Source organism: Bacteroides sp. AF34-31BH, assembly GCF_003602795.1.
GTDB classification, from domain to species: domain Bacteria; phylum Bacteroidota; class Bacteroidia; order Bacteroidales; family Bacteroidaceae; genus Bacteroides; species Bacteroides uniformis.
This window is the reverse complement of record NZ_QTLV01000004.1, coordinates 270,804-294,282: the sequence shown is the minus strand read 5'-3', so window position 1 is coordinate 294,282 and position 23,479 is coordinate 270,804. Positions and strand designations below refer to the sequence as shown.

General features: G+C 43.3%; 20 protein-coding genes and 1 pseudogene. 16 read left to right on the top strand and 5 right to left on the bottom strand.

All coding sequences use genetic code 11. From position 1 onward, the window contains the following. Window positions 1-6 precede the first annotated feature (6 nt). From DWZ67_RS09300 to DWZ67_RS09275, 6 genes are all read left to right on the top strand, one after another. Window positions 7-1,560 (top strand): SLC13 family permease, encoded by a 1,554-nt coding sequence (locus DWZ67_RS09300; RefSeq protein ID WP_035448034.1) that lies wholly within the window; start codon window positions 7-9, stop codon window positions 1,558-1,560. 22 nt (window positions 1,561-1,582) lie between these two features. Further along, a complete protein-coding gene (cysC, locus tag DWZ67_RS09295) occupies window positions 1,583-2,188 on the top strand; it encodes an adenylyl-sulfate kinase (protein ID WP_005826559.1) in 606 nt (201 codons plus the stop codon). Window positions 2,189-2,194: 6 nt separating this feature from the next. Continuing rightward, on the top strand, window positions 2,195-3,106 hold the full coding sequence (gene cysD / locus DWZ67_RS09290) for a sulfate adenylyltransferase subunit CysD (RefSeq protein ID WP_005826557.1): 912 nt from the start codon (window positions 2,195-2,197) through the stop codon (window positions 3,104-3,106). Between the two features lie 40 nt (window positions 3,107-3,146). Beyond that, window positions 3,147-4,619 carry a sulfate adenylyltransferase subunit CysN gene (cysN, locus tag DWZ67_RS09285; protein ID WP_120138674.1) on the top strand — a complete coding sequence of 491 codons (1,473 nt, stop codon included), beginning with the start codon at window positions 3,147-3,149 and terminating at the stop codon, window positions 4,617-4,619. 63 nt (window positions 4,620-4,682) lie between these two features. After that, window positions 4,683-5,789, top strand: coding sequence for a sulfotransferase family protein (locus DWZ67_RS09280; RefSeq protein WP_087332663.1), 1,107 nt, complete (start codon window positions 4,683-4,685; stop codon window positions 5,787-5,789). 25 nt (window positions 5,790-5,814) lie between these two features. Beyond that, window positions 5,815-6,780 carry a PCMD domain-containing protein gene (locus tag DWZ67_RS09275; protein WP_057088318.1) on the top strand — a complete coding sequence of 322 codons (966 nt, stop codon included), beginning with the start codon at window positions 5,815-5,817 and terminating at the stop codon, window positions 6,778-6,780. 82 nt (window positions 6,781-6,862) lie between these two features. Here DWZ67_RS09275 and DWZ67_RS09270 read toward each other — a convergent pair whose 3' ends face one another. From DWZ67_RS09270 to DWZ67_RS09250, 5 genes are all read right to left on the bottom strand, one after another. After that, window positions 6,863-7,615, bottom strand: a complete 753-nt coding sequence (locus DWZ67_RS09270; RefSeq protein WP_118930937.1) for a YjbH domain-containing protein — start codon at window positions 7,613-7,615, stop codon at window positions 6,863-6,865. A 126-nt stretch (window positions 7,616-7,741) separates the two neighbouring features. Continuing rightward, entirely contained in the window at window positions 7,742-8,881 is a 1,140-nt protein-coding gene (locus tag DWZ67_RS09265; protein WP_117866199.1) for an OmpA family protein, read from the bottom strand. Between the two features lie 40 nt (window positions 8,882-8,921). Then, window positions 8,922-9,797: a DUF3869 domain-containing protein gene (locus DWZ67_RS09260; protein WP_005827864.1), complete on the bottom strand. Its 876-nt coding sequence runs from the start codon at window positions 9,795-9,797 to the stop codon at window positions 8,922-8,924. Between the two features lie 13 nt (window positions 9,798-9,810). Then, window positions 9,811-11,058, bottom strand: a complete 1,248-nt coding sequence (locus DWZ67_RS09255) for a hypothetical protein (RefSeq protein WP_120138672.1) — start codon at window positions 11,056-11,058, stop codon at window positions 9,811-9,813. Window positions 11,059-11,399: 341 nt separating this feature from the next. Continuing rightward, window positions 11,400-12,539, bottom strand: coding sequence for a site-specific integrase (locus DWZ67_RS09250; protein ID WP_120138670.1), 1,140 nt, complete (start codon window positions 12,537-12,539; stop codon window positions 11,400-11,402). Between the two features lie 204 nt (window positions 12,540-12,743). Between DWZ67_RS09250 and DWZ67_RS09245 the strand changes: the two genes are divergently transcribed. From DWZ67_RS09245 to infC, 10 genes and pseudogenes are all read left to right on the top strand, one after another. Further along, window positions 12,744-12,947 carry a hypothetical protein gene (locus DWZ67_RS09245; RefSeq protein ID WP_225982718.1) on the top strand — a complete coding sequence of 68 codons (204 nt, stop codon included), beginning with the start codon at window positions 12,744-12,746 and terminating at the stop codon, window positions 12,945-12,947. 455 nt (window positions 12,948-13,402) lie between these two features. Then, window positions 13,403-14,386, top strand: a pseudogene (locus DWZ67_RS09240) (hypothetical protein); the annotation flags it as partial. Window positions 14,387-14,399: 13 nt separating this feature from the next. Further along, the gene (locus DWZ67_RS09235) at window positions 14,400-15,308 is read left to right on the top strand and encodes a DUF3869 domain-containing protein (protein ID WP_117866196.1); all 909 of its coding nucleotides are present in this window, start codon (window positions 14,400-14,402) and stop codon (window positions 15,306-15,308) included. Between the two features lie 40 nt (window positions 15,309-15,348). Continuing rightward, window positions 15,349-16,473 carry an OmpA family protein gene (locus tag DWZ67_RS09230; RefSeq protein WP_120138668.1) on the top strand — a complete coding sequence of 375 codons (1,125 nt, stop codon included), beginning with the start codon at window positions 15,349-15,351 and terminating at the stop codon, window positions 16,471-16,473. Between the two features lie 127 nt (window positions 16,474-16,600). Beyond that, complete coding sequence (locus DWZ67_RS09225) at window positions 16,601-17,353, top strand: YjbH domain-containing protein (protein WP_120138666.1); 753 nt, start codon at window positions 16,601-16,603, stop codon at window positions 17,351-17,353. Window positions 17,354-17,469: 116 nt separating this feature from the next. Then, entirely contained in the window at window positions 17,470-17,895 is a 426-nt protein-coding gene (gene ruvX, locus DWZ67_RS09220; RefSeq protein WP_005836066.1) for a Holliday junction resolvase RuvX, read from the top strand. Between the two features lie 43 nt (window positions 17,896-17,938). After that, window positions 17,939-18,496, top strand: a complete 558-nt coding sequence (gene def / locus DWZ67_RS09215) for a peptide deformylase (RefSeq protein WP_005827872.1) — start codon at window positions 17,939-17,941, stop codon at window positions 18,494-18,496. Between the two features lie 117 nt (window positions 18,497-18,613). Then, window positions 18,614-20,674, top strand: coding sequence for a tetratricopeptide repeat protein (locus tag DWZ67_RS09210; RefSeq protein ID WP_005827873.1), 2,061 nt, complete (start codon window positions 18,614-18,616; stop codon window positions 20,672-20,674). Window positions 20,675-20,753: 79 nt separating this feature from the next. Continuing rightward, window positions 20,754-22,694 (top strand): threonine--tRNA ligase, encoded by a 1,941-nt coding sequence (gene thrS / locus DWZ67_RS09205; RefSeq protein WP_005836068.1) that lies wholly within the window; start codon window positions 20,754-20,756, stop codon window positions 22,692-22,694. A gap of 120 nt (window positions 22,695-22,814) precedes the next feature. Further along, on the top strand, window positions 22,815-23,417 hold the full coding sequence (gene infC, locus DWZ67_RS09200; protein ID WP_005827878.1) for a translation initiation factor IF-3: 603 nt from the start codon (window positions 22,815-22,817) through the stop codon (window positions 23,415-23,417). Window positions 23,418-23,479 lie beyond the last annotated feature (62 nt).

Sequence of the window (23,479 nt, the reverse complement as noted above, 5' to 3'; positions counted from 1 at the left end):
GACTTTATGACATTTGAGATATTGTTTGTGCTGCTGGCATTGTTGGGCATGGTGATTGCCTTGGTTCTGGATAAAATGCGTCCGGGCATGGTGCTCTTTTCTGTCGTAGTATTGTTCTTGTGTGCAGGTATCCTCACTCCTAAGGAGATGCTGGAAGGGTTCAGTAATAAGGGGATGATGACTGTTGCCATGCTGTTTTTGGTCAGTGAAGGCATCAGGCAGTCGGGTGCTTTGGGGCAAGTAATCAAGAAGCTGCTTCCCCAAGGTAAGACTACGGTCTTTAAAGCGCAGTTCCGTATGTTGCCCACCATTGCTTTTATTTCAGCTTTTCTAAACAATACTCCGGTGGTTGTTATCTTTGCTCCCATTATCAAGCGTTGGGCCGAATCTGTAAAATTGCCTGCTACCAAGTTCCTTATACCCCTTTCTTATGTGACGATACTTGGCGGAATCTGCACCCTGATAGGGACGTCGACCAATCTGGTGGTGCATGGTATGATATTGGAAGCCGGATATGAAGGCTTTACTATGTTCGAGTTGGGTAAAGTGGGCATTTTCGTCGCGATTGCAGGCATCCTTTATCTGTTCGCTTTTTCCTCAAGGCTTTTGCCGGATGTTCGTACGGATGCGGTAAAGCTGGATGAGGAACCGGAGGAGCATGGAGATTTACATCGGGTGGAAGCTGTACTCGGCGCCCGTTTTCCCGGTATCAACAAGAAACTTGGTGATTTTAACTTCAAGCGGCATTATGGGGCCGAAGTGAAGGAGATTAAGCGTAGCGGTCAGAGCATTGTTGGAAATCTGGAAAATGAATATCTCCGCGAAGGGGATACGCTGGTGGTGATGGCTGATGACTCTTTTGTAAAGACCTGGGGGGAATCTTCGGTGTTCGTGTTGCTGGCCAATGGCAAGGATACGGAACCAGTGCCCGGAAAGGGAAAGCGCTGGTTTGCCTTGGCTTTGCTGATATTGATGATAGTGGGTGCAACGGTTGGTGAACTTCCGGTTGTCAAGGAAGCTTTTCCGGAAATCAAGTTGGATATGTTTTTCTTCGTTTCCATTACTACTATCATTATGGCCTGGACAAAGATATTTCCGGCCCGCAAGTATACCAAATATATATCTTGGGATATTCTGATAACGATTGCTTGTGCTTTTGCTATCAGCAAGGCGATGGTGAATTCCGGAGTGGCAGATGCTGTGGCGCGTTTCATTATAGGCATGAGCCATCATTATGGCCCCCACGTGTTGCTGGCTGCTGTGTTTATCATAACGAACTTGTTTACAGAACTGATTACGAACAATGCGGCCGCGGCACTCGCTTTCCCGTTGGCACTTTCCATCTCTTCACAGATGGGAGTCAGTCCGATGCCTTTCTTCGTTGTAATTTGTATGGCGGCTTCCGCCAGCTTCTCCACTCCTATAGGGTATCAGACTAATTTGATTGTACAAGGTATCGGTAACTATAAGTTCACGGATTTTGTACGCATCGGATTACCTTTGAATATCATTACTTTCCTGATATCCATTTTCTTGATTCCTTTAATTTGGCCATTTTAAAAAAAAGAAGAAATAATAACATATGGAAGAAAACAACCACATATATCCGATATTTGACAGAATGCTGATGCGGAAAGACAAAGAAGACTTGTTGAAGCAGCACAGCGTGATGGTTTGGTTTACCGGCTTGAGCGGCTCCGGCAAAAGTACGATAGCCATTGCCTTGGAGCGCGAACTTCATAAAAGAGGATTGCTTTGCCGTATCCTGGATGGTGACAACATCCGCAGTGGCATCAACAATAATCTCGGTTTTACGGAGGCCGACCGTGTGGAGAATATCCGGCGTATAGCCGAAGTTTCCAAACTCTTTCTTGATACGGGTGTTATAACAATCGCGGCTTTTATCAGTCCTAATAACGATATTCGTGAAATGGCGGCTGATATTATCGGACAAGACGATTTTCTGGAAGTTTATGTCAGTACCCCGCTTGAAGAGTGTGAACGCCGTGACGTGAAGGGACTTTATGCCAAGGCACGTAAGGGAGAAATCAAGAATTTTACAGGTATTTCCGCGCCTTTTGAGGAACCGGCTCATCCGGCTTTGACATTGGACACCTCTGTTCTCAGCCTGGAAGAATCGGTCAATAAACTGTTGGAACTCATTTTACCAAGAATTCAGAAGAAATAAGATATAATGAAAGAAGAATATAAATTGAGCCATTTGAAGGAACTCGAAGCAGAGTCCATTCATATTATCCGTGAAGTGGCAGCGGAGTTTGAAAATCCGGTGATGCTGTATAGTATCGGCAAGGATTCTTCGGTTATGGTGCGCTTGGCCGAAAAGGCGTTTGCTCCCGGCAAAGTGCCGTTCCCGTTGATGCACATCGATTCCAAGTGGAAGTTTAAGGAGATGATACAGTTCCGTGACGAGTATGCCAAGAAGTATGGTTGGAACCTGATAGTGGAAAGCAATATGGAAGCTTTCAATGCAGGTGTCGGGCCTTTTACGCATGGCAGCAAGGTGCATACGGACTTGATGAAAACGCAGGCTTTGCTCCACGCATTGGATAAGTATAAGTTTGATGCGGCATTTGGTGGTGCTCGTCGCGACGAGGAGAAGTCACGTGCCAAAGAGCGTATTTTCTCTTTCCGCGACAAGTTCCATCAATGGGACCCCAAAAATCAGCGTCCCGAATTGTGGGATATTTATAATGCCCGGGTACATAAAGGAGAGAGTATCCGCGTATTTCCGTTAAGTAATTGGACGGAGCTGGACATCTGGCAATATATACGTTTGGAAAACATCCCTATTGTGCCGTTGTATTTTGCCAAGGAACGTCCTTGTGTGGAGATTGACGGAAATCTGATAATGGCGGATGACGACCGCTTGCCGGAACAGTACCGCGACCAGATAAAGATGCGTATGGTGCGTTTCCGTACGCTGGGTTGCTGGCCGCTGACCGGTGCTGTGGAAAGCGATGCCGATACCATCGAGAAGATTGTCGAGGAAATGATGACCACCACCAAGAGTGAACGGACGACCCGTGTCATTGACTTCGACCAAGACGCAAGCATGGAGCAGAAGAAGCGCGAGGGATACTTCTAAAGGAATTAAAAATTAAGAATTAAAAATTAAATCATTAAGGATGAACGATTCTACACTTGATATAAAGGCTTTTCTTGATAAGGATGAGCAGAAAGACTTGTTGCGCTTACTGACTGCCGGTTCTGTGGATGACGGAAAATCCACATTGATAGGCCGTCTGTTGTTCGACAGCAAGAAACTATATGAGGACCAGCTGGACGCACTGGAACGCGACAGCAAGCGCATGGGAAATGCCGGCGACCACATTGACTACGCCCTTTTGCTGGACGGCTTGAAGGCGGAGCGCGAACAAGGCATCACCATCGACGTGGCATACCGCTACTTCTCGACCAACAATCGTAAGTTTATCATTGCCGACACTCCGGGACACGAGCAATATACACGCAACATGATTACCGGGGGCTCTACAGCTAACTTGGCAATTATTCTGGTGGATGCACGTATGGGTGTCATTACGCAGACGCGCCGGCATACTTTTCTGGTGTCGTTGCTTGGCATCAAGCATGTGGTGCTTGCTGTCAATAAGATGGACCTGGTGGATTTCTCCGAAGAACGTTTTAATGAGATAGTCGATGAATACCGGAAGTTTATAGCTCCATTGGGTATTCCTGACGTAAACTGCATTCCGCTGTCAGCTTTGGATGGCGACAATGTGGTGGAGAAATCGGAACGTACTCCTTGGTATGAGGGTATTTCACTTCTTGACTTTCTGGAGACGGTACATATTGACAACGACCATAATTTGAAGGATTTTCGTTTCCCGGTTCAATACGTCTTGCGTCCCAATCTCGATTTCCGTGGTTTTTGCGGTAAGGTGGCTTCGGGTATTATTCGTAAGGGAGATGAAGTGATGGCATTGCCTTCTGGTAAGAAGTCGCATATCAAGAGTATAGTTACATACGACGGCGAATTGGATTACGCCTTTCCGCCCCAGTCCGTCACCCTGACTCTGGAGGACGAAATAGATGTGTCGAGAGGAGAAATGCTGGTACATCCGGATAACCTGCCCGTCATGGACCGCAATTTTGAAACGATGCTGGTTTGGATGGATGAAGAGCCGATGGATATCAACAAATCATTCTTCATCAAACAGACCACCAATATAAGCCGCACCCGCATCGACAGCATCAAGTATAAGGTGGATGTCAATACGATGGAGCATCTTTCCATTGACAACGGAAAGTTGAGCAAGGAAACATTGCCGATGCAGCTCAATCAGATTGCGCGCGTGGTGCTGACCACTGCCAAAGAGCTTTTCTTTGACCCTTATCAGCAGAATAAGGCTACCGGTTCGTTTATTCTGATAGACCCGATAACCAACAATACCAGTGCTGTAGGTATGATTATCGATAGGGTGGAGGATAAGGACATGCACTTAGCTGAGGACCTGCCTATACTGAATTTGCCTAAGCTGGGTATAGCTCCCGAACATTACGAAGCTATAGAAAAGGCTGTGAAAGAGCTGGAACGCCAGGGCGTGGCTGTACGGATAGAGCGCAGTACTTCTTTATAAGTATTGCAGTTCTCTCTCGGTATCACCGGAAGAAAACCATAACATATTAATATAAAGATAATAATGGGATTGTTAGAATTCAATAAGCTTCCGATAAACACCCTGGTAGGTGCGGATTGGAAAACATTCAAGGATATAACGGGCGGTCGTGACATCGGTGCTGCCTACAAAGGTAAGTATCGGCTGACAAAAGCCGTCTGCCGCCTGCTGTCCACTTTGGCTCCTCTGCAGGACAGACGCTATGAAAAGCTCCTGGCAGATAAGCCCTTGGAGCATGATCCGGTATTCATTTTGGGACACTGGCGTAGCGGGACTACGTTTGTGCATAATGTTTTCTCCTGCGACAAGCATTTCGGCTACAACACGACATACCAGACTGTATTTCCGCATCTTATGATGTGGGGGCAGCCTTTCTTCAAGAAGAACATGAGTTGGTTGATGCCGGACAAACGTCCCACGGACAATATGGAACTTGCCGTTGACCTTCCGCAAGAAGAGGAATTTGCTTTGGCAAATATGATGCCCTACACCTATTATAATTTCTGGTTTCTGCCCGAATATCAGCAAGAGTATGCCGATAAATACCTGCTGTTTGATGACATCACAGAGAAAGAGCTGAAAGTATTTGAGGAGACTTTCGTCAAACTGATAAAGATTTCTCTTTGGAATACGAACGGAACCCAGTTTCTTAGTAAGAATCCGCCTCATACGGGACGTGTGAAAGAGCTTGTCAAGATGTTCCCCAATGCCAAGTTTATCTATCTGATGCGTAATCCTTATACTGTTTTCGAAAGCACACGTAGTTTCTTTACTAACACCATTCAGCCGTTGAAACTGCAGGATATCAGTAATGAGGAGCTTGAGAAGAATATTTTGTCCATTTATGCCAAACTGTATCATAAATACGAAGCGGACAAGGCATGTATTCCTGAAGGAAACTTGATAGAGGTGAAGTTTGAGGACTTCGAAGCGGACGCAATGGGAATGACTGAACATATCTACAAGGCTTTGTCCATTCCGGGCTTTGCAGAGGCGCGTGCCGATATTGAGAAGTATGTAGGCGGAAAGAAAGGATATAAGAAGAATAAATACAAGTATGATGAGCGTACAGTGCAGTTGGTTCAGGATAACTGGAATTTTGCGCTGGAACAGTGGAAGTACGATTTATAATGATTGTCAATTATCAATGAGAGAAATGATTCAAAAGAAAATTCGTATGTTGGGAGTGCTGTCTGCCATGCTTTGTTGCGGAGCCGTTTCTGCGCAGCAGCACGAGGTAGAGATGATTCCTTTCGGAAATATGGATCAATGGATTGACCGCCAAATCAAGGAATCCGGTATTATTGGCGGTGCCACGAAGAATGTGTATGCCATCGGCCCTACTGCTACTGTCACCGAAACCAAGGCATACAAGAATATGGGAGGTTCGCCGTGGGCGACATCCAATGTGATGGCCCGGGTAGCCGGTATCACGAAAACTAATACTTCTGTTTTTCCGGAAAAGCGAGGGGATGGTTTCTGCGCCCGCATGGACACCCGTATGGAGAGTGTGAAGGTTTTTGGAATAGTAGATATCACGGTGCTGGCTGCCGGCTCTATGTTTCTGGGTGAGGTGCACGAACCTATCAAGGGAACCAAAAATCCGCAGAAAATGCTGAATTCCGGCATACCGTTTACAAAGAAACCTATCGCCATACAGTTTGATTATAAAGTAAAGATGTCCGACCGCGAGAAGCGTATCCGTGCAACGGGCTTTAGCCGTATCACAGATGTGGAAGGAAAGGACTTCCCGGAAGTGAATCTGTTTCTGCAAAAGCGTTGGGAAGATGAGAAGGGGAATATCTATGCCAAGCGCGTAGGAACGATGGTCGTAAGATATTATACTACTACCGATTGGCATAATAATGCCACTTATTCCATCATGTACGGTGATATTACCGGTGACCCTGCGTACAAGGCCCACATGATGCGTCTTCAGGTTGAAGAACGCTATGCAGTTAATAGTAAAGGAGAGAGCGTACCTATTAAGGAGGTTGCCTGGGGAACGGAAGATGATGTGCCTACTCATTTGTTGTTACAGTTTACCTCCAGCCACGGTGGTGCTTACATAGGTTCTCCCGGTAATTCGTTGTGGATTGACAATGTAAAATTGGTATATTAGAATAAAAGCAGTTAAAGTTGGATGTCATACTTTAGCTGCTTTTTTAATGGAGTCACTGAGACTTTGGGTTACTTCTTATTTCTTATTTCAGATGAATTTTGTATGTCAGCCCTCCACTGAAATATTTCATCCTCTGCATTTCCACCTGCACATGCAGATGCTTGAACAACAGATAGGTGGCTCCCAAGGCAAAGTCCTTGGAGTCATATTCCGCTATCACCCTCAGCTGCGGATGGAAGGACGGATTGTAGGTGACACCCAGTGCAAAGCCATTCAGCTTGTACTCCTTGCGGTTGTTGTAAAGGTAGGAAAGATGGACACCAATCTCCTCTTTACCCACAACGGGTATATGCTTGGAGGCGGCAATGTAGAAACGGCTGTAATATCCGTTACCTTCCGTGGTGCCGACTTGCCCCCCTCCGGAAGAAGTGAACGGGTCGGACGTCCCCAGCACGACAGCCGGCATGTATTTCCAGAACTGCCCCTCCTTCAACACACGCAGTCGGGCGGAAAAGTAACGGTCCTGGTTCGTGAATCCGCTGTATCCGTATGGCTTCAATCCCAACGCCTCCGCCTTGAAAAGTGTACACGTGTAGGCCACTTCCAGAAAGGGAAAGACTGTGACATTCAGGAAGTAGTTGTAGGTATGATAGTACCAGGTGGGTGGTGTGAGCTCCTTGTTCAGGAAGTTACCGCCAACCATGAAAGTCTTGTCACGCTGCATCTCCGCAGAGGGCGCATGCAACAGCCCGGTCGTACCATACGTCAACTGGGAAAAGGCCGAAAGGGAAAGGCTGCAAAACAGAACGATAAAGAATAGCTTAAACTTCATCATCACATATAAATTCAGTCGCTGATAAAAAATGGATTGCTTTATGACATGCATCGGACATAGTACCAAAAAAAGGCGTCTGAGTCCCAGACGCCTTCATTTTTAGAGTCTATTTGTCACTTGGAGTTATTATTCCAGGATAACTACACGGTTCAGGAAGTTCTTGCCGAACATGTTTTCAGTACCTCCGAATCCTACGAGCTCAAGTTGGTCTTTACTTACACCTTCTGCAATCAAAGCATCGTAAACAACCTGAGCACGCTTTTCAGACAGTTTCTGGTTCCAAGAAGCGCTACCGGTAGCCTTATCGCAATAACCGGCAACTTTGTACTTCCTATCCGGATTAGCCTTCAGAATCTTAGCAGCCAACTGGATGTTAACCTTGCCATAGTCGTCCAGACGGGCGCTGCCAATCTTGAAGAAGATAGCACGCGGACCGGCAACTTCAACTTCCTTAGTCACTTCCTTAACTTCAGGTTTAGCGTTGGCCAGTGCATTCTTGCAGTTAGCCAGGTCAGCCTGAGCCTGAGCCAGTTCGCTTCTATATCTGTTGATTTCCGCATTGATAGCATCTTCGTCGATATTGGAAGCCTTCACAAATTTCTTGCCACCGAAGATGTAGCTAACACCTGCGGTCAACATGCCAGTGCCTTCAGCCTTGCGATGGCTGCTGATGTTACCGAAAATGGACGGAGCGATAGCACCGCGAGCTTCTACATCAATAGCCCACTTAGTGTTGATATTGAACTTCAAGCCCAAACCGGCGGAAGCACCGATACGTGCACGCATTTCAGCTTCACCGGCAGGAGCCATAGACTGCGAAGTACCGTCAGCACTAATTGTAATATCCACATTTTGAGATTTTGCTACAGAAATTTGAGGTCCCAAGAAACCGTAAACTTCGAAGAAACGGTTAGGATTGGCGCCGGCAAACAATGTAGAAAGATTGATCATTGCATCAATGTTACCACCTACATAAGTCTTGTTGTGTTCCCAATATGCATCATCCAAACACAGATGCTGAGTAATACCGTTTACCTGAGCACGTACACCCCAAGTCGGAGTAATCAGCTTACCAACTGACACGCTGAAATGCGGAGCAATCTTATTGAAACCGTCATTGTTGATGGCGTGGATACCACCACCTACACTGACAAAAATATTATCGCTCCATTTCGGAGTGTAGTAGTTCGTTTTTTCCTGTGCATTCAGATTTGCTGCACAAGCGCCTGCCAATAGTAAGGAGGCTATCATTAATTTACTTTTCATTTTCTCTTGAGTTTAAGATAAATAACAACTAAAACTTCTATTAATCAAGTTCACCAACACCACCACCGGCATTGCCTTCACCATGACCATGACCATGACCGTGGCTATGACCGTGACCAGGAATATCTTGATTTTCAAGAACAAACAGTGTAGAAGTTGTATAATCATCTACTTCAATAGAAGCTAAAGGCTCTGTTTCAGCTTTTGTTACAGCCTTCTTCACTACTTTATATTCAGTTGTTACAACAGTATAAGTAATAGATGCAGTTGTTCTAGAGTTAGCATAAACTTTATACTTATTCTCCGGTGTTGTTACTGTCGTTTCCTCATATGTATTCTCAAGCGTGTTAAAGAAAGATTCAATAGCTGCGCGTTCAATAAGATCAGTTGTATTGATTTTCTTTGCACCTACTTTTGCACCTTCTTTTACTACATAAGGGAATGATGGAATGTCAAACCAATAAAGCTCGTAGTTATCCCAAGTCTTAACTTTAGGATCCGTTACTGGTTCAAGTTTTGTAGATTCTGCTACAATCTTAGTCTCAGCATCTTCTTCCTGAAGAATGATAGTCGGAGTCAGAGTAGCAAATTGCCCAGCTTGCAAAGCAGGAACCTTAACTGTAACAGTTGCACTCAAACCATTATAAGAAGCTGTAACATCAACACTCTTAGCAGCCAGAGTAGGATTACCAGTAAATGTCAACTCTGCAGGTGCGATAGTGGCTTGGCCAGTTACATCTGTAGTAACACCATCCTCTATAGCAAGCACAATCGGACTAATAACAGCTTGTGCATTAGTAGGAGTTACATTAACGTTGAACTCTTCCTTCTCACAAGAAGTTAAAGTTGTAGCTAAAGCTACTACGGCTAACGCAAATACTGCACTTATGCCGTTTAAGAATTTAATCTTTTTCATCTCAATTAATTAATTAAAAATTTAACAATTCTGACTTAATAAAATATGGGTTAAAACTATTTTCTTCCATTATATTGTCACTAACTTCCGCTTTATACTGTCTATAATAGTACCTTTCATTACCTGCATTATAAACAATGCCCATATTAGCAGAGGTATTCACACGAGGTATATATCCTTTCCTTTTATATTTATAAGGAGGTAATGCCACTTGAAATCGGAAGCCTCCATTCATCTTTGCATGTTCTGCTTTCATTGCATAGAAACCAATCGAACAATAGCGAAAATGGCGAATCATTTCAAATTTAACACCTTTCTCCTTCAATAAATACTGTTCTGCTTTCAGATTAAACTGAGTGTTAAATTGCGGCCAATAAAAGCTACCGCCCAAAGACCAAGTAACAAGTGCTGTCGAAGGATCATATACATAGCGAAATCCGCTCCAATATCCCATTCCTGTATACCCAATCCGAGCCATTAAGGAAAAGCGTTCATCCTTAAAAGGGCGATAAAATTCGGCGTCCACTCCATATTGGTCAGCACTAAAACATCCCACAGTCACTTTACCAAACACATTATACGGTAATCTAAAACGCTGTGAAATTGTAATATGTCCTGGATGAACTTTATCTTCAAACCTTCCATACCCATCATTATAAACCGGTATTTTCAACTGTGCCGTTAATTTCATACCTTTCCATAACGAAACTTCTATCGCAGGACTCAAATCAAACAAGACCTGGTAAATCTGTGTAATCACCAGATTCTTGAAAGCTAATTGAGGATATACCAATACATCAATCTTGAACAAAGAACTATTTTTCAACTTTATTTTCCGTGCATTTTTCCAAGTATCACCCAATTCATAGCTTACATTCCAGTCATCACGTTCTGCTTGGAGCACCGAATCCCCCTTTATGGGATGATAATAAAGAGAAATCTGAGGTACATTATTGTCCAGAACTATTATCCGGCATGACTTTTCTTCCGGTAAACCCATCTTTTGAATAACATCCACCGCTTTGCCTATGCCTACGCCTTGCAAACGATATGTAGAGTTCTGCAGAACATACACACGTTCATTGCCATCTTCTGTCCATCCAACATTTTCAAATCCCATTTTCACTAAAGCATCTACAGTACTTTCCCCCGTTTGGCAAATCCCTTTTAAAGGGAGCAAACAGTATAAAAAGAACGTTGCACACTGTGCTATTGTTTTAGTATTTAGGCACTTTCTTATGTTAGAGTTTTTATACCTCATCTTTTTCAACCATTTTGTGTGTTCGTATAACACAAAATATGGTGCAAAAATAGGCACATTTTTAATAATACCAAAGATTTTTATATGAAAAAATGAAATAATGTTGTTTTTTCTTCAAAAGCCCCCAACAAAGACTCAGAATGTTTATATGAAGTATATTAGCTGTCTTAAAATCCTTAATATAGCTGTGCATAATTACTATACAGAACGTTGTTTTTGTGCCAAATAGTCATTTTTTAGCTGTTTTTGCTAATTCACTTTTCTCTGAAAAAGGATAAATAGAAGAAATATCTGCAAGAATTAAAGAGAATGACAAATTGCACTTCGTATTTAACCAACCCCTATGATATATTAGGAATTAAATCAATAGCTTTCTTTTTACTTTCATCTACAAGCTTTGCATAAATTTGTGTTGTCTGTATATTGGTATGTCCCAATAGTTTGGAGACTGTATATAAATCTACTCCCAATGTCAGCATCATTGTTGCATGTGTGTGGCGCGCTGTGTGAAATGTTACATGCTTTGATATCCCAGCTTGTTCAATCCATTTGTGTAAAATTACATTACTTCTTCCCAGTGAGACCAATCCAGCAAACACCTTTTCCGTTTCTGGTGCATTTCCTCTGTCTGGCAGATGTTTTATGGCTTCCGAACAGAGTGGAAGTGATATGGCTTCTTTCGTCTTCTTCTGAATAATACTCAATAGTGCATTGCCATTTTCATCATAGTGTATATCTTCCCATCTCAATGCAATAATATCACAATGCCTCAATCCACAAAAACAGCTGAATAGAAATGCTTTCCTTAATAAGATATTATAAAAAGGAGTATGAACCAATCTGGTCAATTCCTTTATGGTAAGATAATCCCTTTCTGTTCGATTACGTTTTGGTTTGTCCTCATTTTTTATTTTACTCATCGGATTAACAGTTATATAATCTTCAGAGACGGCCCTATTCAAGCAGTAGCGCAGCGTTTTCAAATAATAGAATTGGGTGTTAACATGCAATGTCTTTTCCTTCTTACAATGTTCTTGTTTTGTTTTCTTCAAGTAATCTATAAAACCCAACAAATAAGTCTTGTCCACCTTCCTTAGCAATATTCCATTCGGAGTATATCTTTCCAAATGGCATACAACGGCATGTATGGCACTTTTCCGTACTCTATTGTTCACACTTTGTTCTGCTATTAATTTCATATAGCCAGTCAGCTTCATATTGGACAATCTGTTATGATTAAATCCGTAAGTTTGATTATATATTTCCAAAATCTTCTGAGCCTTTATCGCATTTGCCAAATTTAGCGTCTCGACATTTCTTTTTTTATCAGCTTGATTATGTTCAGGGATAATATACAACTTTAAGAATTCGTATTGCCGCCTTCCATTCATATAAATATCCAGATATATGGATTGGCATCCATTAACCAATTTTTTTGTTCTCACCTTTATTGGCTCTTTTAAATTCAATTGCTTTTTCATATTCTTTAAATAAAAACATACAGTTTATTATTAGTAGTAACAAAGCAGTAACAAAAATCAATCCTACAAATTGCTTTCATGTTCTATCACTCTTGTCTTTTTTTATAATTACCTTATTAACTATCAAATATTTACAGTATAGGGCACAGCGTTACTGAAAGAACAAATATAATAATAAGCCAGTAACAATAAACTATCAAGAGTGTGGCTATTGCTATGGCGGCGGAAACTTTCTCTGGAAATTTATTTTCCATCACTTTGCTTCCACACTTCCACCCACCTTCTGCATTCCCCTATCCATCGGCATTTGCCCTGCGGTGGAAGCAAGCCGAAAAGGTGGAAGCAAATTTTGCTTCCACCTGCCTGAAACGCCGAGGTTTTGCAGTAACCACCTGTTTACTAGCATAATATTACGTAAGAGCTACATAAATCAATCAGTTCGTTTTTCCTGCATTTTCGAGCTTGCTCTTCTACGAAATCGGTGGATATCGAGTTGGGCGGTAGGACGCATCATTCCGCAGGGACTATGAAAGGTACCGGTAGAGTGAGCCATTCAAGCGGATGATTTCTAACTCATGGCTATGAATAATGCCGTCTAATGTCCTTTAAGTTGTTGTACAATACATTTGCGCCCTATCCACAATAGATGCAGGCTACGTACTTCATCCGAAAAGTCTTGGGGTTAGTGACGCCTAACAGTCATGAACAACCCTGCTTACGGCCATAAAGCAATCGCTTGACGACCATTAGCAGAGTTGTTCATGGCCGTTAGGCATCATTAATCCCCTATGCAACAGCAGACAAACAAAGAGAGAGAAGCCAAGGATTGTCTGTGTTTTAGATAGAAAGCCCATTTATTAGCAGGTGTACCGGAAGAAAAGTCATGCCGGATAATAGTTCTGGACAATAATGTACCCCAGATTTCTCTTTGTTATCATCCCATAAAGGGTGATTCGGTGCTCCAAGCAGAACGTGATGACTGGAATGTAAGCTATGAATTGGGTGATACTTGGAAAAATGCACGGAAAATAAAGTTGAAAAATAGTTCTTTGTTCAAGATTGATGTATTGGTGTATCCGGAATTCTCTTTCAAGAACGTGATTATTACGCAGATTTATCAAGTTCTATTTGATTTGAGTCCTGCAATAGAAATTTCGTTATGGAAGGGTATGAAAGCCACAGCACAAGTGAAGATACCAATTTATAATGATGGATATGGAGCTCGGGAAGGAAAGGTTCATCCGGGGTTTCTGACTCTTTCACAACGTTTTCGATTGCCTTATAACGTTTTTGGTAAATTCTCAGTAGGTTATTTTAGTGGCAATCGATATGGTGCTGATGTAGATTTTTTTCGACCCTTTAATGATGAGCGCTTTTCTTTGTTGGCAAGAATAGGATATACGGGAGCTGGACGTTGGGACGGATTTAAGTTCCAATATGATCCTTCATTATGGCGTGTGACGTGGTCTTTGGGTGGAAATTTCTACTGGCCGCGATTTAATACACAGTTCACACTGAAGGCTGAACAGTATTTGTTGAAGGAAAAGGGGATTAAATTCGATATGATTCGTCATTTCCGTTATTGCTCAATCGGCTTTTATGTCATGAAGGCAGAGCATGCTAAAGCGAATGGAGGATTCCGGTTTCAGGTGGCATTGCCTCCTTATAAGTATAAAAGGAAAGGATATGTACCGCGTGTGAATACTTCTACCAATATGGGTATTTCTTATAATGCAGGTAATGAAAGGTATTATTATAAGGAATACAAGGCAGAGGCAAGTGATAATATAATGGAAGAAAATAGTTTTAACCCATATTTTATTAAGTCAGAATTGTTAAATTTTTAATTAATTAATTGAGATGAAAAAGAAAAGTTTTTTTAGTGGCGTAAATGCTAAATTAGCATTGGCTACAGTGGCTTTGACAAGTGTGATGTTCACAAGCTGCGAAAAGGAAGAATTCAATGTTGCACCTGTGGAATTGGATCCTGCAAGTGCTACCATTGCTATTACTGTATATGATTTGGGGGATCGTTCTATCATAACAGAAGGCCTTAATATTACAGGTGACACTGAAGTGAAGGCTGGTGCTGATGGTAAAATTGCACCTGAAACAAGAAAGTTTACTGCTACAAAAAAAGATTATTTACCAGGCGAGGGACAAGCTGTGATTCCTGCTTTGAATAAAGGACAATTCGCTTTTGTTCCGGTAAACATTTTCTTGCAGAAAATAACAGATGCCGCTAAGGATGTATATCCTACTCCTGATCCTGAGACTATAAAACCTGAAATAGGTCAGGTTGTAGATGGTGGAAGTTATACCAATGATAGTCCCGAGCCTGTAGTGCAAGAATTGTCATATACAGCATATGTCGGTCAAACTGTTACTAACATTGATGAGGTAAAAACTTGGATTGATGCAAATATACCTGCTACTAAGGCTTTGTCTAATGAAGAACTGAAAGCTGTATTGAAAGCTGCTGTAGAAGGTCTTAATACCGGTTTTACTGCAGTAGTTAGAACAGAAGAAGTAACAATTGCACCTTATACAACTGTTACTTTGAAAGCTACTACAAACTATCAGACTTCTGTAAATAATGTTTCAGCAACAGTAGATGGTGTGGTATATAATATTCCTGGTGTAAATATTAAGGTTGCACTTAATACAACTGCAACACAAGATATTGTTTCAATTACTCATGATCATGGTCACGGTCATGGCAATGGAAACAATGCTGGTGGTGGTAATGGTGACGGTACAGCTTACTAAAATCGTTTTAGTTAGTATTTAATTTTAAACTAAAGGAATAATGAAAAGTAAATTAGTAATAGCCTCCTTATTATTAGCAGGCGCTTGTGCAGCAAATCTGAATGCACAAGAAAAAACGAACTACTACACTCCGAAATGGAGCGATAATATTTTCGTGAGTGTAGGTGGTGGTGTCCACGCTATCAACAATGATGGTTTCAATAAATTGGCTCCGCATTTTAGCGTATCAGTTGGTAAGTTGATTACTCCGACATGGGGTGTACGCGCTCAGTTCAATGGTGTTACTCAGCACTTGTGTCTGGATAACTCGTATTGGGAACATAATAAGACGTACTTTGGTGGTAACATTGATGCAATGATCAATCTTTCTACATTGTTCGCAGGCGTTAATCCTAACCGTTTCTTCGAAGTTTATGGATTTTTGGGTCCTCAAGTAACTGTTGCAAAGTCAGCTAATGTGCTGATTCAAAACGATGGAACAATGATTCCTGATGGGGATGAAAAGGCTAGAGCACGTGTAGGCGCTTCTGCTGGTTTGGGCTTGAAGTTCAATATCAACACTAAGTGGGCTATTGACGTAGAAGCTCGCGGTGCTATCGCTCCGTCTGTATTCGGCAATATCAGCAGCCATCGCAAGGCTGAAGGTACTGGAACTTTGACTGCAGGTGTTAGCTACATCTTCGGTGGTAAGAAGTTTATTCCGGTTTCTAAGATTGACGAAGACGCAGTCAATGCAGAAATCAACAGATATAGAAGTGAACTGGCTCAGGCTCAGGCTGACCTGGCTAACTGCAAGAATGCACTGGCCAACGCTAAACCTGAAGTTAAGGAAGTGACTAAGGAAGTTGAAGTTGCCGGTCCGCGTGCTATCTTCTTCAAGATTGGCAGCGCCCGTCTGGACGACTATGGCAAGGTTAACATCGAATTGGCTGCTAAGATTCTGAAGGCTAATCCGGACAAGAAGTACAAGGTTGCAGGTTATGCTGACAAGGCTACCGGTAGCGCTTCTTGGAACCAGAAGCTGTCTGAAAAGCGTGCTCAGGTTGTTTACGATGCCTTGATTGCTCAGGGTGTTGACAAAGACCAGCTCGAACTCGTTGGATTCGGTGGTACTGCCAATATGTTCGGCAAGAACTTCTTGAACCGCGTAGTTATCCTGGAATAATATACTCCAAGTGACAAATAGACTCTAAAAATGAAGGCGTCTGGGACTCAGACGCCTTTTTTTGGTACTATGTCCGATGCATGTCATAAAGCAATCCATTTTTTATCAGCGACTGAATTTATATGTGATGATGAAGTTTAAGCTATTCTTTATCGTTCTGTTTTGCAGCCTTTCCCTTTCGGCCTTTTCCCAGTTGACGTATGGTACGACCGGGCTGTTGCATGCGCCCTCTGCGGAGATGCAGCGTGACAAGACTTTCATGGTTGGCGGTAACTTCCTGAACAAGGAGCTCACACCGCCCACCTGGTACTATCATACCTACAACTACTTCCTAAATGTCACAGTCTTCCCCTTTCTGGAAGTGGCCTACACGTGTACGCTCTTCAAGGCGGAGGCGTTAGGATTGAAGCCATACGGGTACAGCGGATTCACGAACCAGGACCGCTACTTTTCCGCCCGTCTGCGTGTGTTGAAGGAGGGGCAGTTCTGGAAATACATGCCGGCTGTCGTGCTGGGGACGTCCGACCCGTTCACTTCCTCCGGCGGCGGCCAGGTCGGCACCACGGAAGGTAACGGCTATTACAGTCGTTTCTATATTGCCGCCTCCAAGCATATACCCGTTGCGGGTAAGGAGGAGATCGGTGTCCATCTTTCCTACCTTTACAACAACCGCAAGGAGTACAAACTGAATGGCTTTGCATTGGGTGTCACCTACAATCCCTCCTTCCATCCGCAGTTGAGGGTGATAGCGGAGTACGACTCCAAGGACTTTGCCTTGGGAGCCACTTATCTGTTGTTCAAGCATCTGCATGTGCAGGTTGAAATGCAGAGGATGAAATATTTCAGTGGAGGGTTGACATACAAAATTCATTTGAAATAATTAGTGAAAAAATCAGAGGAGGGGATGTTTGATACTATCAGACATCCCTTTTTCTGTATTATATATGTAAGATTAACGGCGGAATTCAAATTTTAATCGTAATTTTGTAGCCCATTATGAGTAGAATAATAGCCATAGACTACGGTCGGAAACGCACGGGAATAGCCGTGAGTGATACATTGCAGATGATTGCGAATGGACTGACAACTGTGCCTACACACCAATTGTTGCAGTTTCTTCTTGATTATGTGGCTAAGGAGCCGGTAGAGCGTATCTTGGTAGGCTTTCCTAAGCAGATGAACAATGAGGCTTCGGAAAATATGAAGAATATCGAACCTTTTGTCCGTTCGCTGAAGAAGAAACTGCCTGACATGCCGGTTGAATATGTAGACGAGCGTTTTACTTCTGTTCTGGCTCATCGGACGATGCTTGAGGCCGGATTGAAAAAGAAGGACCGCCAAAACAAAGCGCTGGTGGATGAAATCAGTGCAACTATTATTCTGCAAACTTATTTAGAGAACAAACGTTTCTCTTTTTTATAATGTATAGAAAGTAATTTGTAATTAGTAATTTGTAGTAAAGGAAATGATTTTACCCATTTATGTGTACGGCCAGCCCGTATTGAGAAAGGTAGCAGAGGATATTGCCCCGGACTATCCGAATTTGAAAGAACTTATTGAGAATATGTTTGAAACGATGGACAATGCTGAAGGTGTGGGACTTGCTGCACCGCAAATAGGTTTGCCTATCCGCGTAGTAACCATTAATCTGGATGTCTTGTCTGATGATTTGCCAGAATATAAAGATTTCCGCAAGGCGTATATCAATGCCCATATTCTGGAAGTGTCCGGTGAGGAAGTTTCTATGGACGAGGGTTGCTTGAGCCTTCCAGGAATTCATGAATCAGTGAAGCGTGGCAACAAAATACGCGTGCAATACCTGGACGAGAACTTGGAACCGCACGATGAGATTATCGAAGGTTACCTGGCACGCGTGATGCAGCACGAGTTCGACCATCTGGAAGGAAAGATGTTCATCGACCATTTGTCTCCGTTACGCAAGCAGATGATTAAAGGAAAACTGAATGCCATGTTGAAAGGCAAGGCACACTGCACTTATAAGGTGAAAACCGTAAAGAAATAAGTTTAACCATATAATATGGTATAAAAGGCTCAAAAAATATAAAAAGTGTTCCGCTAATCCCGACAAGTAAACGAAAAACGTTACTTTTGTTTCGTTTACAAGCATTTATAAAACAAGATGATAAAAAAAATACTGACGGCTATTTTGCTGTTACCCACATTGTTGTATGCACAAATCAATACGGAACGGGTGATGACCATTGCTCGGAATGCATTGTATTTTGAGGATTACGTGCTTTCTATCCAATATTTTAATCAAGTAATCAACGCGAAACCTTATTTATATGAGCCTTATTTCTTCCGTGGACTGGCAAAAATCAATTTGGATGACTATCAGGGAGCGGAGAGTGATTGTGATGCTGCGATTCAGCGGAACCCTTTTGTGGTAGGTGCTTACCAAATCAGAGGATTGGCACGTATCCGTCAGAACAAGTTTGACGAGGCGATTGAAGATTATAAAACTGCCATCAAATACGACCCGGAGAATGTGGTGCTTTGGCATAATCTTTCCCTTTGCCATATTCAGAAAGAAGATTATGAGGCGGCTAAGGAAGATTTGGGTACGCTTCTGACAATTGCCCCCAGATATACACGTGCCTATCTGATGCGCGGGGAAGTCTCCCTGAAACAGAATGATACGATACAAGCTTTGCGTGATTTTGACAAAGCCATCGATATGGACCGTTATGACCCGGATGGATGGGGGGCAAGAGCCATTGTACGCCTCCAGCAGGGGAAGTATAAAGAGGCTGAAGCTGATTTGGACCAGTCTATCCATCTGAGTGCAAAGAATGCCGGTAACTATATCAACCGTGCCTTGGCGCGTTTCCATCAGAATAATTTGAGAGGCGCCATGAGTGACTATGATTTGGCTTTGGATATTGATCCGAATAATTTTCTCGGGCACTACAACCGCGGTTTGCTGCGTGCCCAGGTGGGCGATGACAACCGGGCAATAGAGGATTTTGATTTTGTGTTGAAGATGGAACCGGATAACATGATGGCCACCTTCAATCGTGGTTTGTTACGTGCGCAGACGGGGGATTACCGGGGAGCTATCAGTGACTATTCCAAAGTGATTGCAGAATATCCTAACTTTATGGCCGGCTATTATCAGCGTGCCGAAGCCCGTAAAAAGATTGGCGACCATAAGGGAGCCGAGCAGGATGAGTTCAAAATCATGAAGATGCAGATAGACAAGCGTAACGGTGTTTCTTCTGGTGACAAAAAGGAAGGTGACGACAGTAAGGATGTTGCGGATAATTCCTCGGAAAACTCCAATGGAGATGGTGGGAAGACCCGTAAGAAATCCGACAAGAACATGGAAAATTATCGGAAAATTGTAATAGCGGACGATTCGGAAGCTGACCAGCGTTATAAGAGCGATTATCGCGGACGTGTACAAGACCGGAATGTGACCATCAAGCTCGAGCCGATGTATGCTTTGACTTATTATGAGAAACTGAGCGATGTGAAGCGTATCGTACATTATCATAAGTATATTGAGGAACTGAACCATTCGAAACTGTTCCCGAAGCCACTGCGCATCACCAATATGGAAGCTCCGTTGACGGAGGAACAAGTACGCTTCCACTTTGCTTTGATAGACGCTCATACGTCTGATGTGGTGGCTGACGAGAAGAACGCCAAGAAACGTTTCATGAGAGGTCTGGATTTCTATCTGGTTCAGGATTTTGCCAGTTCCATAGATGACTTTACAAAGAGTATCTTGTTGGACGACACTTTCTTCCCGGCATACTTTATGCGTGCTTTGGTGCGTTATAAGCAACTGGAATATAAAAAGGCCGAAGCCACAATGAGTGAAGGTGCCACTTCGGGTACAACGGAAATGAAGAAGCCTGAAGTGACAGCCATCGATTATGAAGTTGTGAAGAATGACCTGGATCACGTTATTCTATTGGCTCCTGATTTTGTCTATGGCTATTATAACCGTGGCAATGTGTCTTCGTTACTGAAGGATTACCGTGCCGCCTTGGCGGATTATGACAAGGCGATTGAGCTGAGTCCCGATTTTGCTGAAGCATACTTTAACCGTGGGTTGACGCACATCTTCCTGGGGAATAACAAACAAGGTATTGCCGATTTGAGTAAAGCTGGAGAGTTGGGCATTGTCTCGGCCTATAATATCATAAAGAGGTTTACAGATACACGGGAATAACATTTTTTTGCTAAAAAATAGAATATCAAAAAGAATTAGCTATTTTTGCGTTCTGAAAAATGAAATATACATATAAACTATGATAAAGATAACATTTCCAGACGGCTCTGTTCGTGAATATAACGAAGGAGTAACGGGACTGCAGATTGCAGAAAGCATCAGTTCGCGATTGGCACAAGACGTGCTGGCTTGTGGCGTGAACGGAGAAATTTATGATTTGGGGCGTCCTATCATGCAAGACGCTGAAGTGGTTCTTTATAAATGGGAGGATGAGCAGGGTAAGCATGCCTTTTGGCATACCAGTGCCCACTTGCTGGCCGAAGCTTTGCAGGAACTCTATCCGGGCATCCAGTTCGGTATAGGTCCTGCTATCGAAAACGGTTTCTACTATGATGTGGACCCGGGTGAAACGACTATCAAGGAAGCTGACCTGCCAGCCATTGAGAAAAAGATGGCTGAACTGGTGGCTAAGAAAGAAGCGGTTGTCAGACAAGACATTGCCAAGGCGGATGCTTTGAAGATGTTCGGTGACCGTGGAGAAACTTATAAATGCGAGCTGATTTCCGAATTGGAAGACGGCCACATCACAACTTATACGCAGGGTGCATTTACCGACTTGTGCCGTGGCCCTCACTTGATGACCACAGCGCCTATCAAAGCTATCAAGCTGACTTCCGTTGCCGGTGCTTATTGGCGTGGACAGGAGGACCGTAAGATGATGACCCGTATCTATGGTATCACCTTCCCGAAGAAGAAGATGCTGGATGAGTATCTTGTTCTGCTGGAAGAAGCCAAGAAGCGTGACCACCGCAAAATCGGTAAGGAGATGGACTTGTTCATGTTTTCTGACACCGTAGGTAAGGGGCTCCCGATGTGGCTACCCAAAGGTACTGCACTGCGTATCCGCTTGCAGGACTTCTTGCGCCGCATTCAGGCCCGTTACGATTATCAGGAAGTAATGTGTCCGCCCATCGGCAACAAATTGCTTTACATCACTTCCGGACACTATGCAAAATATGGTAAGGACTCCTTCCAGCCCATCCACACACCGGAAGAAGGAGAGGAATACTTCTTGAAACCGATGAACTGTCCTCACCACTGTATGATTTACAAGAACTCACCCCGTTCTTACAAAGACCTGCCTTTACGTTTGGCAGAGTTCGGTACGGTTTGCCGTTACGAGCAGAGTGGCGAGTTGCACGGTTTGACACGTGTACGTAGCTTTACGCAGGATGATGCGCATATCTTCTGCCGTCCGGACCAGGTGAAGGATGAGTTCCTCCGTGTAATGGACATTATCTCCATCGTGTTCGAATCTATGGACTTCGAGAACTTCGAGGCACAGATTTCCTTGCGCGACAAGGTGAACCGCGAAAAATATATCGGTAGCGACGAGAACTGGGAAAAAGCAGAACGAGCCATCATCGAAGCTTGTGAAGAAAAGGGTCTGAAGGCAAAAATAGAATATGGAGAAGCCGCTTTCTATGGTCCTAAATTGGACTTCATGGTGAAGGATGCCATCGGTCGCCGTTGGCAGCTGGGTACCATCCAGGTGGACTACAACCTGCCGGAACGTTTCCAGCTGGAATATACCGGTGCCGACAATCAGAAGCACCGTCCCGTAATGGTTCACCGTGCTCCCTTCGGCTCCATGGAACGCTTCGTGGCTGTGCTTATTGAGCATACGGCCGGTAAGTTCCCGTTGTGGCTGACTCCCGACCAGGTTGCCATCCTGCCTATCAGCGAGAAGTTCAACGACTATGCGCATGAAGTGAAACAATACTTGAAGCGATATGACATCCGTGCCATTGTGGATGAGCGCAATGAAAAGATTGGTCGTAAGATTCGTGACAATGAGATGAAGCGTATTCCGTACATGCTGGTTGTAGGTGAAAAGGAGGCTGAAAACAAGGAAGTTGCTGTCCGCAAGCAGGGAGAAGGTGATAAAGGAACCATGAAATTTGAAGAATTTGCCAAAAAAATGAACGAAGAAGTTCAGAATATGATAAATAAATGGTAACTTTGCGCCCAATTGTAGAAGCATAGCATATATTAGATGTTCTAAAGTTCGCTTTTACTTAACAAAAACATTAATTTGGGAATAGTAAATAAGAAACAAACTGGAAGTAAACGTTATTTAATGAAGAATGACAGCTTAAAAGGGCAACATCGGATTAACGAACAAATCCGGGCCAAAGAAGTCCGCATAGTGGGCGATGAAGTAGAACCAAAAGTGTATCCGATAGCGCAGGCTTTAAGACTTGCTGAAGAACATGAAGCGGATCTCGTGGAGATTTCTCCAAATGCACAACCCCCTGTTTGTCGTATTATTGATTATTCTAAATTTCTTTATCAGTTAAAGAAGCGTCAGAAAGAACAAAAGGCAAAGCAGGTGAAGGTGAACGTGAAGGAAATACGTTTTGGACCTCAGACTGATGACCATGATTATAACTTCAAGTTGAAGCATGCCAAAGGCTTTTTGGAAGATGGCGATAAGGTGAAAGCCTACGTATTCTTTAAAGGCCGTTCTATCTTGTTCAAAGAGCAAGGTGAAGTGTTGCTGCTCCGTTTTGCCAATGATTTGGAAGACTATGCGAAGGTAGACCAAATGCCGGTTTTGGAAGGAAAGAGAATGACAATCCAGCTCTCTCCGAAGAAAGTGGCGGCACCTAAGAAGAGCGCGGCTCCCAAGCCTGCAGAAGATGCGCCAAAGGCTGCGTCGGCTGAAACCGAAGAAGAATAAAGAAGTGAGTAACGCCATAGGTATAGTGCGTTGCCATATAATTTAATAATTAAAAAGTTTAA

Coding starts and splice junctions, on each gene's coding strand:
- DWZ67_RS09300 (WP_035448034.1), top strand. CDS start 7: ATGACATTTGAGATATTGTTTGTGCTGCTGGCATTGTTGGGCATGGTG.
- cysC (WP_005826559.1), top strand. CDS start 1,583: ATGGAAGAAAACAACCACATATATCCGATATTTGACAGAATGCTGATG.
- cysD (WP_005826557.1), top strand. CDS start 2,195: ATGAAAGAAGAATATAAATTGAGCCATTTGAAGGAACTCGAAGCAGAG.
- cysN (WP_120138674.1), top strand. CDS start 3,147: ATGAACGATTCTACACTTGATATAAAGGCTTTTCTTGATAAGGATGAG.
- DWZ67_RS09280 (WP_087332663.1), top strand. CDS start 4,683: ATGGGATTGTTAGAATTCAATAAGCTTCCGATAAACACCCTGGTAGGT.
- DWZ67_RS09275 (WP_057088318.1), top strand. CDS start 5,815: ATGATTCAAAAGAAAATTCGTATGTTGGGAGTGCTGTCTGCCATGCTT.
- DWZ67_RS09270 (WP_118930937.1), bottom strand. CDS start 7,615: ATGATGAAGTTTAAGCTATTCTTTATCGTTCTGTTTTGCAGCCTTTCC.
- DWZ67_RS09265 (WP_117866199.1), bottom strand. CDS start 8,881: ATGAAAAGTAAATTAATGATAGCCTCCTTACTATTGGCAGGCGCTTGT.
- DWZ67_RS09260 (WP_005827864.1), bottom strand. CDS start 9,797: ATGAAAAAGATTAAATTCTTAAACGGCATAAGTGCAGTATTTGCGTTA.
- DWZ67_RS09255 (WP_120138672.1), bottom strand. CDS start 11,058: ATGAGGTATAAAAACTCTAACATAAGAAAGTGCCTAAATACTAAAACA.
- DWZ67_RS09250 (WP_120138670.1), bottom strand. CDS start 12,539: ATGAAAAAGCAATTGAATTTAAAAGAGCCAATAAAGGTGAGAACAAAA.
- DWZ67_RS09235 (WP_117866196.1), top strand. CDS start 14,400: ATGAAAAAGAAAAGTTTTTTTAGTGGCGTAAATGCTAAATTAGCATTG.
- DWZ67_RS09230 (WP_120138668.1), top strand. CDS start 15,349: ATGAAAAGTAAATTAGTAATAGCCTCCTTATTATTAGCAGGCGCTTGT.
- DWZ67_RS09225 (WP_120138666.1), top strand. CDS start 16,601: ATGATGAAGTTTAAGCTATTCTTTATCGTTCTGTTTTGCAGCCTTTCC.
- ruvX (WP_005836066.1), top strand. CDS start 17,470: ATGAGTAGAATAATAGCCATAGACTACGGTCGGAAACGCACGGGAATA.
- def (WP_005827872.1), top strand. CDS start 17,939: ATGATTTTACCCATTTATGTGTACGGCCAGCCCGTATTGAGAAAGGTA.
- DWZ67_RS09210 (WP_005827873.1), top strand. CDS start 18,614: ATGATAAAAAAAATACTGACGGCTATTTTGCTGTTACCCACATTGTTG.
- thrS (WP_005836068.1), top strand. CDS start 20,754: ATGATAAAGATAACATTTCCAGACGGCTCTGTTCGTGAATATAACGAA.
- infC (WP_005827878.1), top strand. CDS start 22,815: ATGAAGAATGACAGCTTAAAAGGGCAACATCGGATTAACGAACAAATC.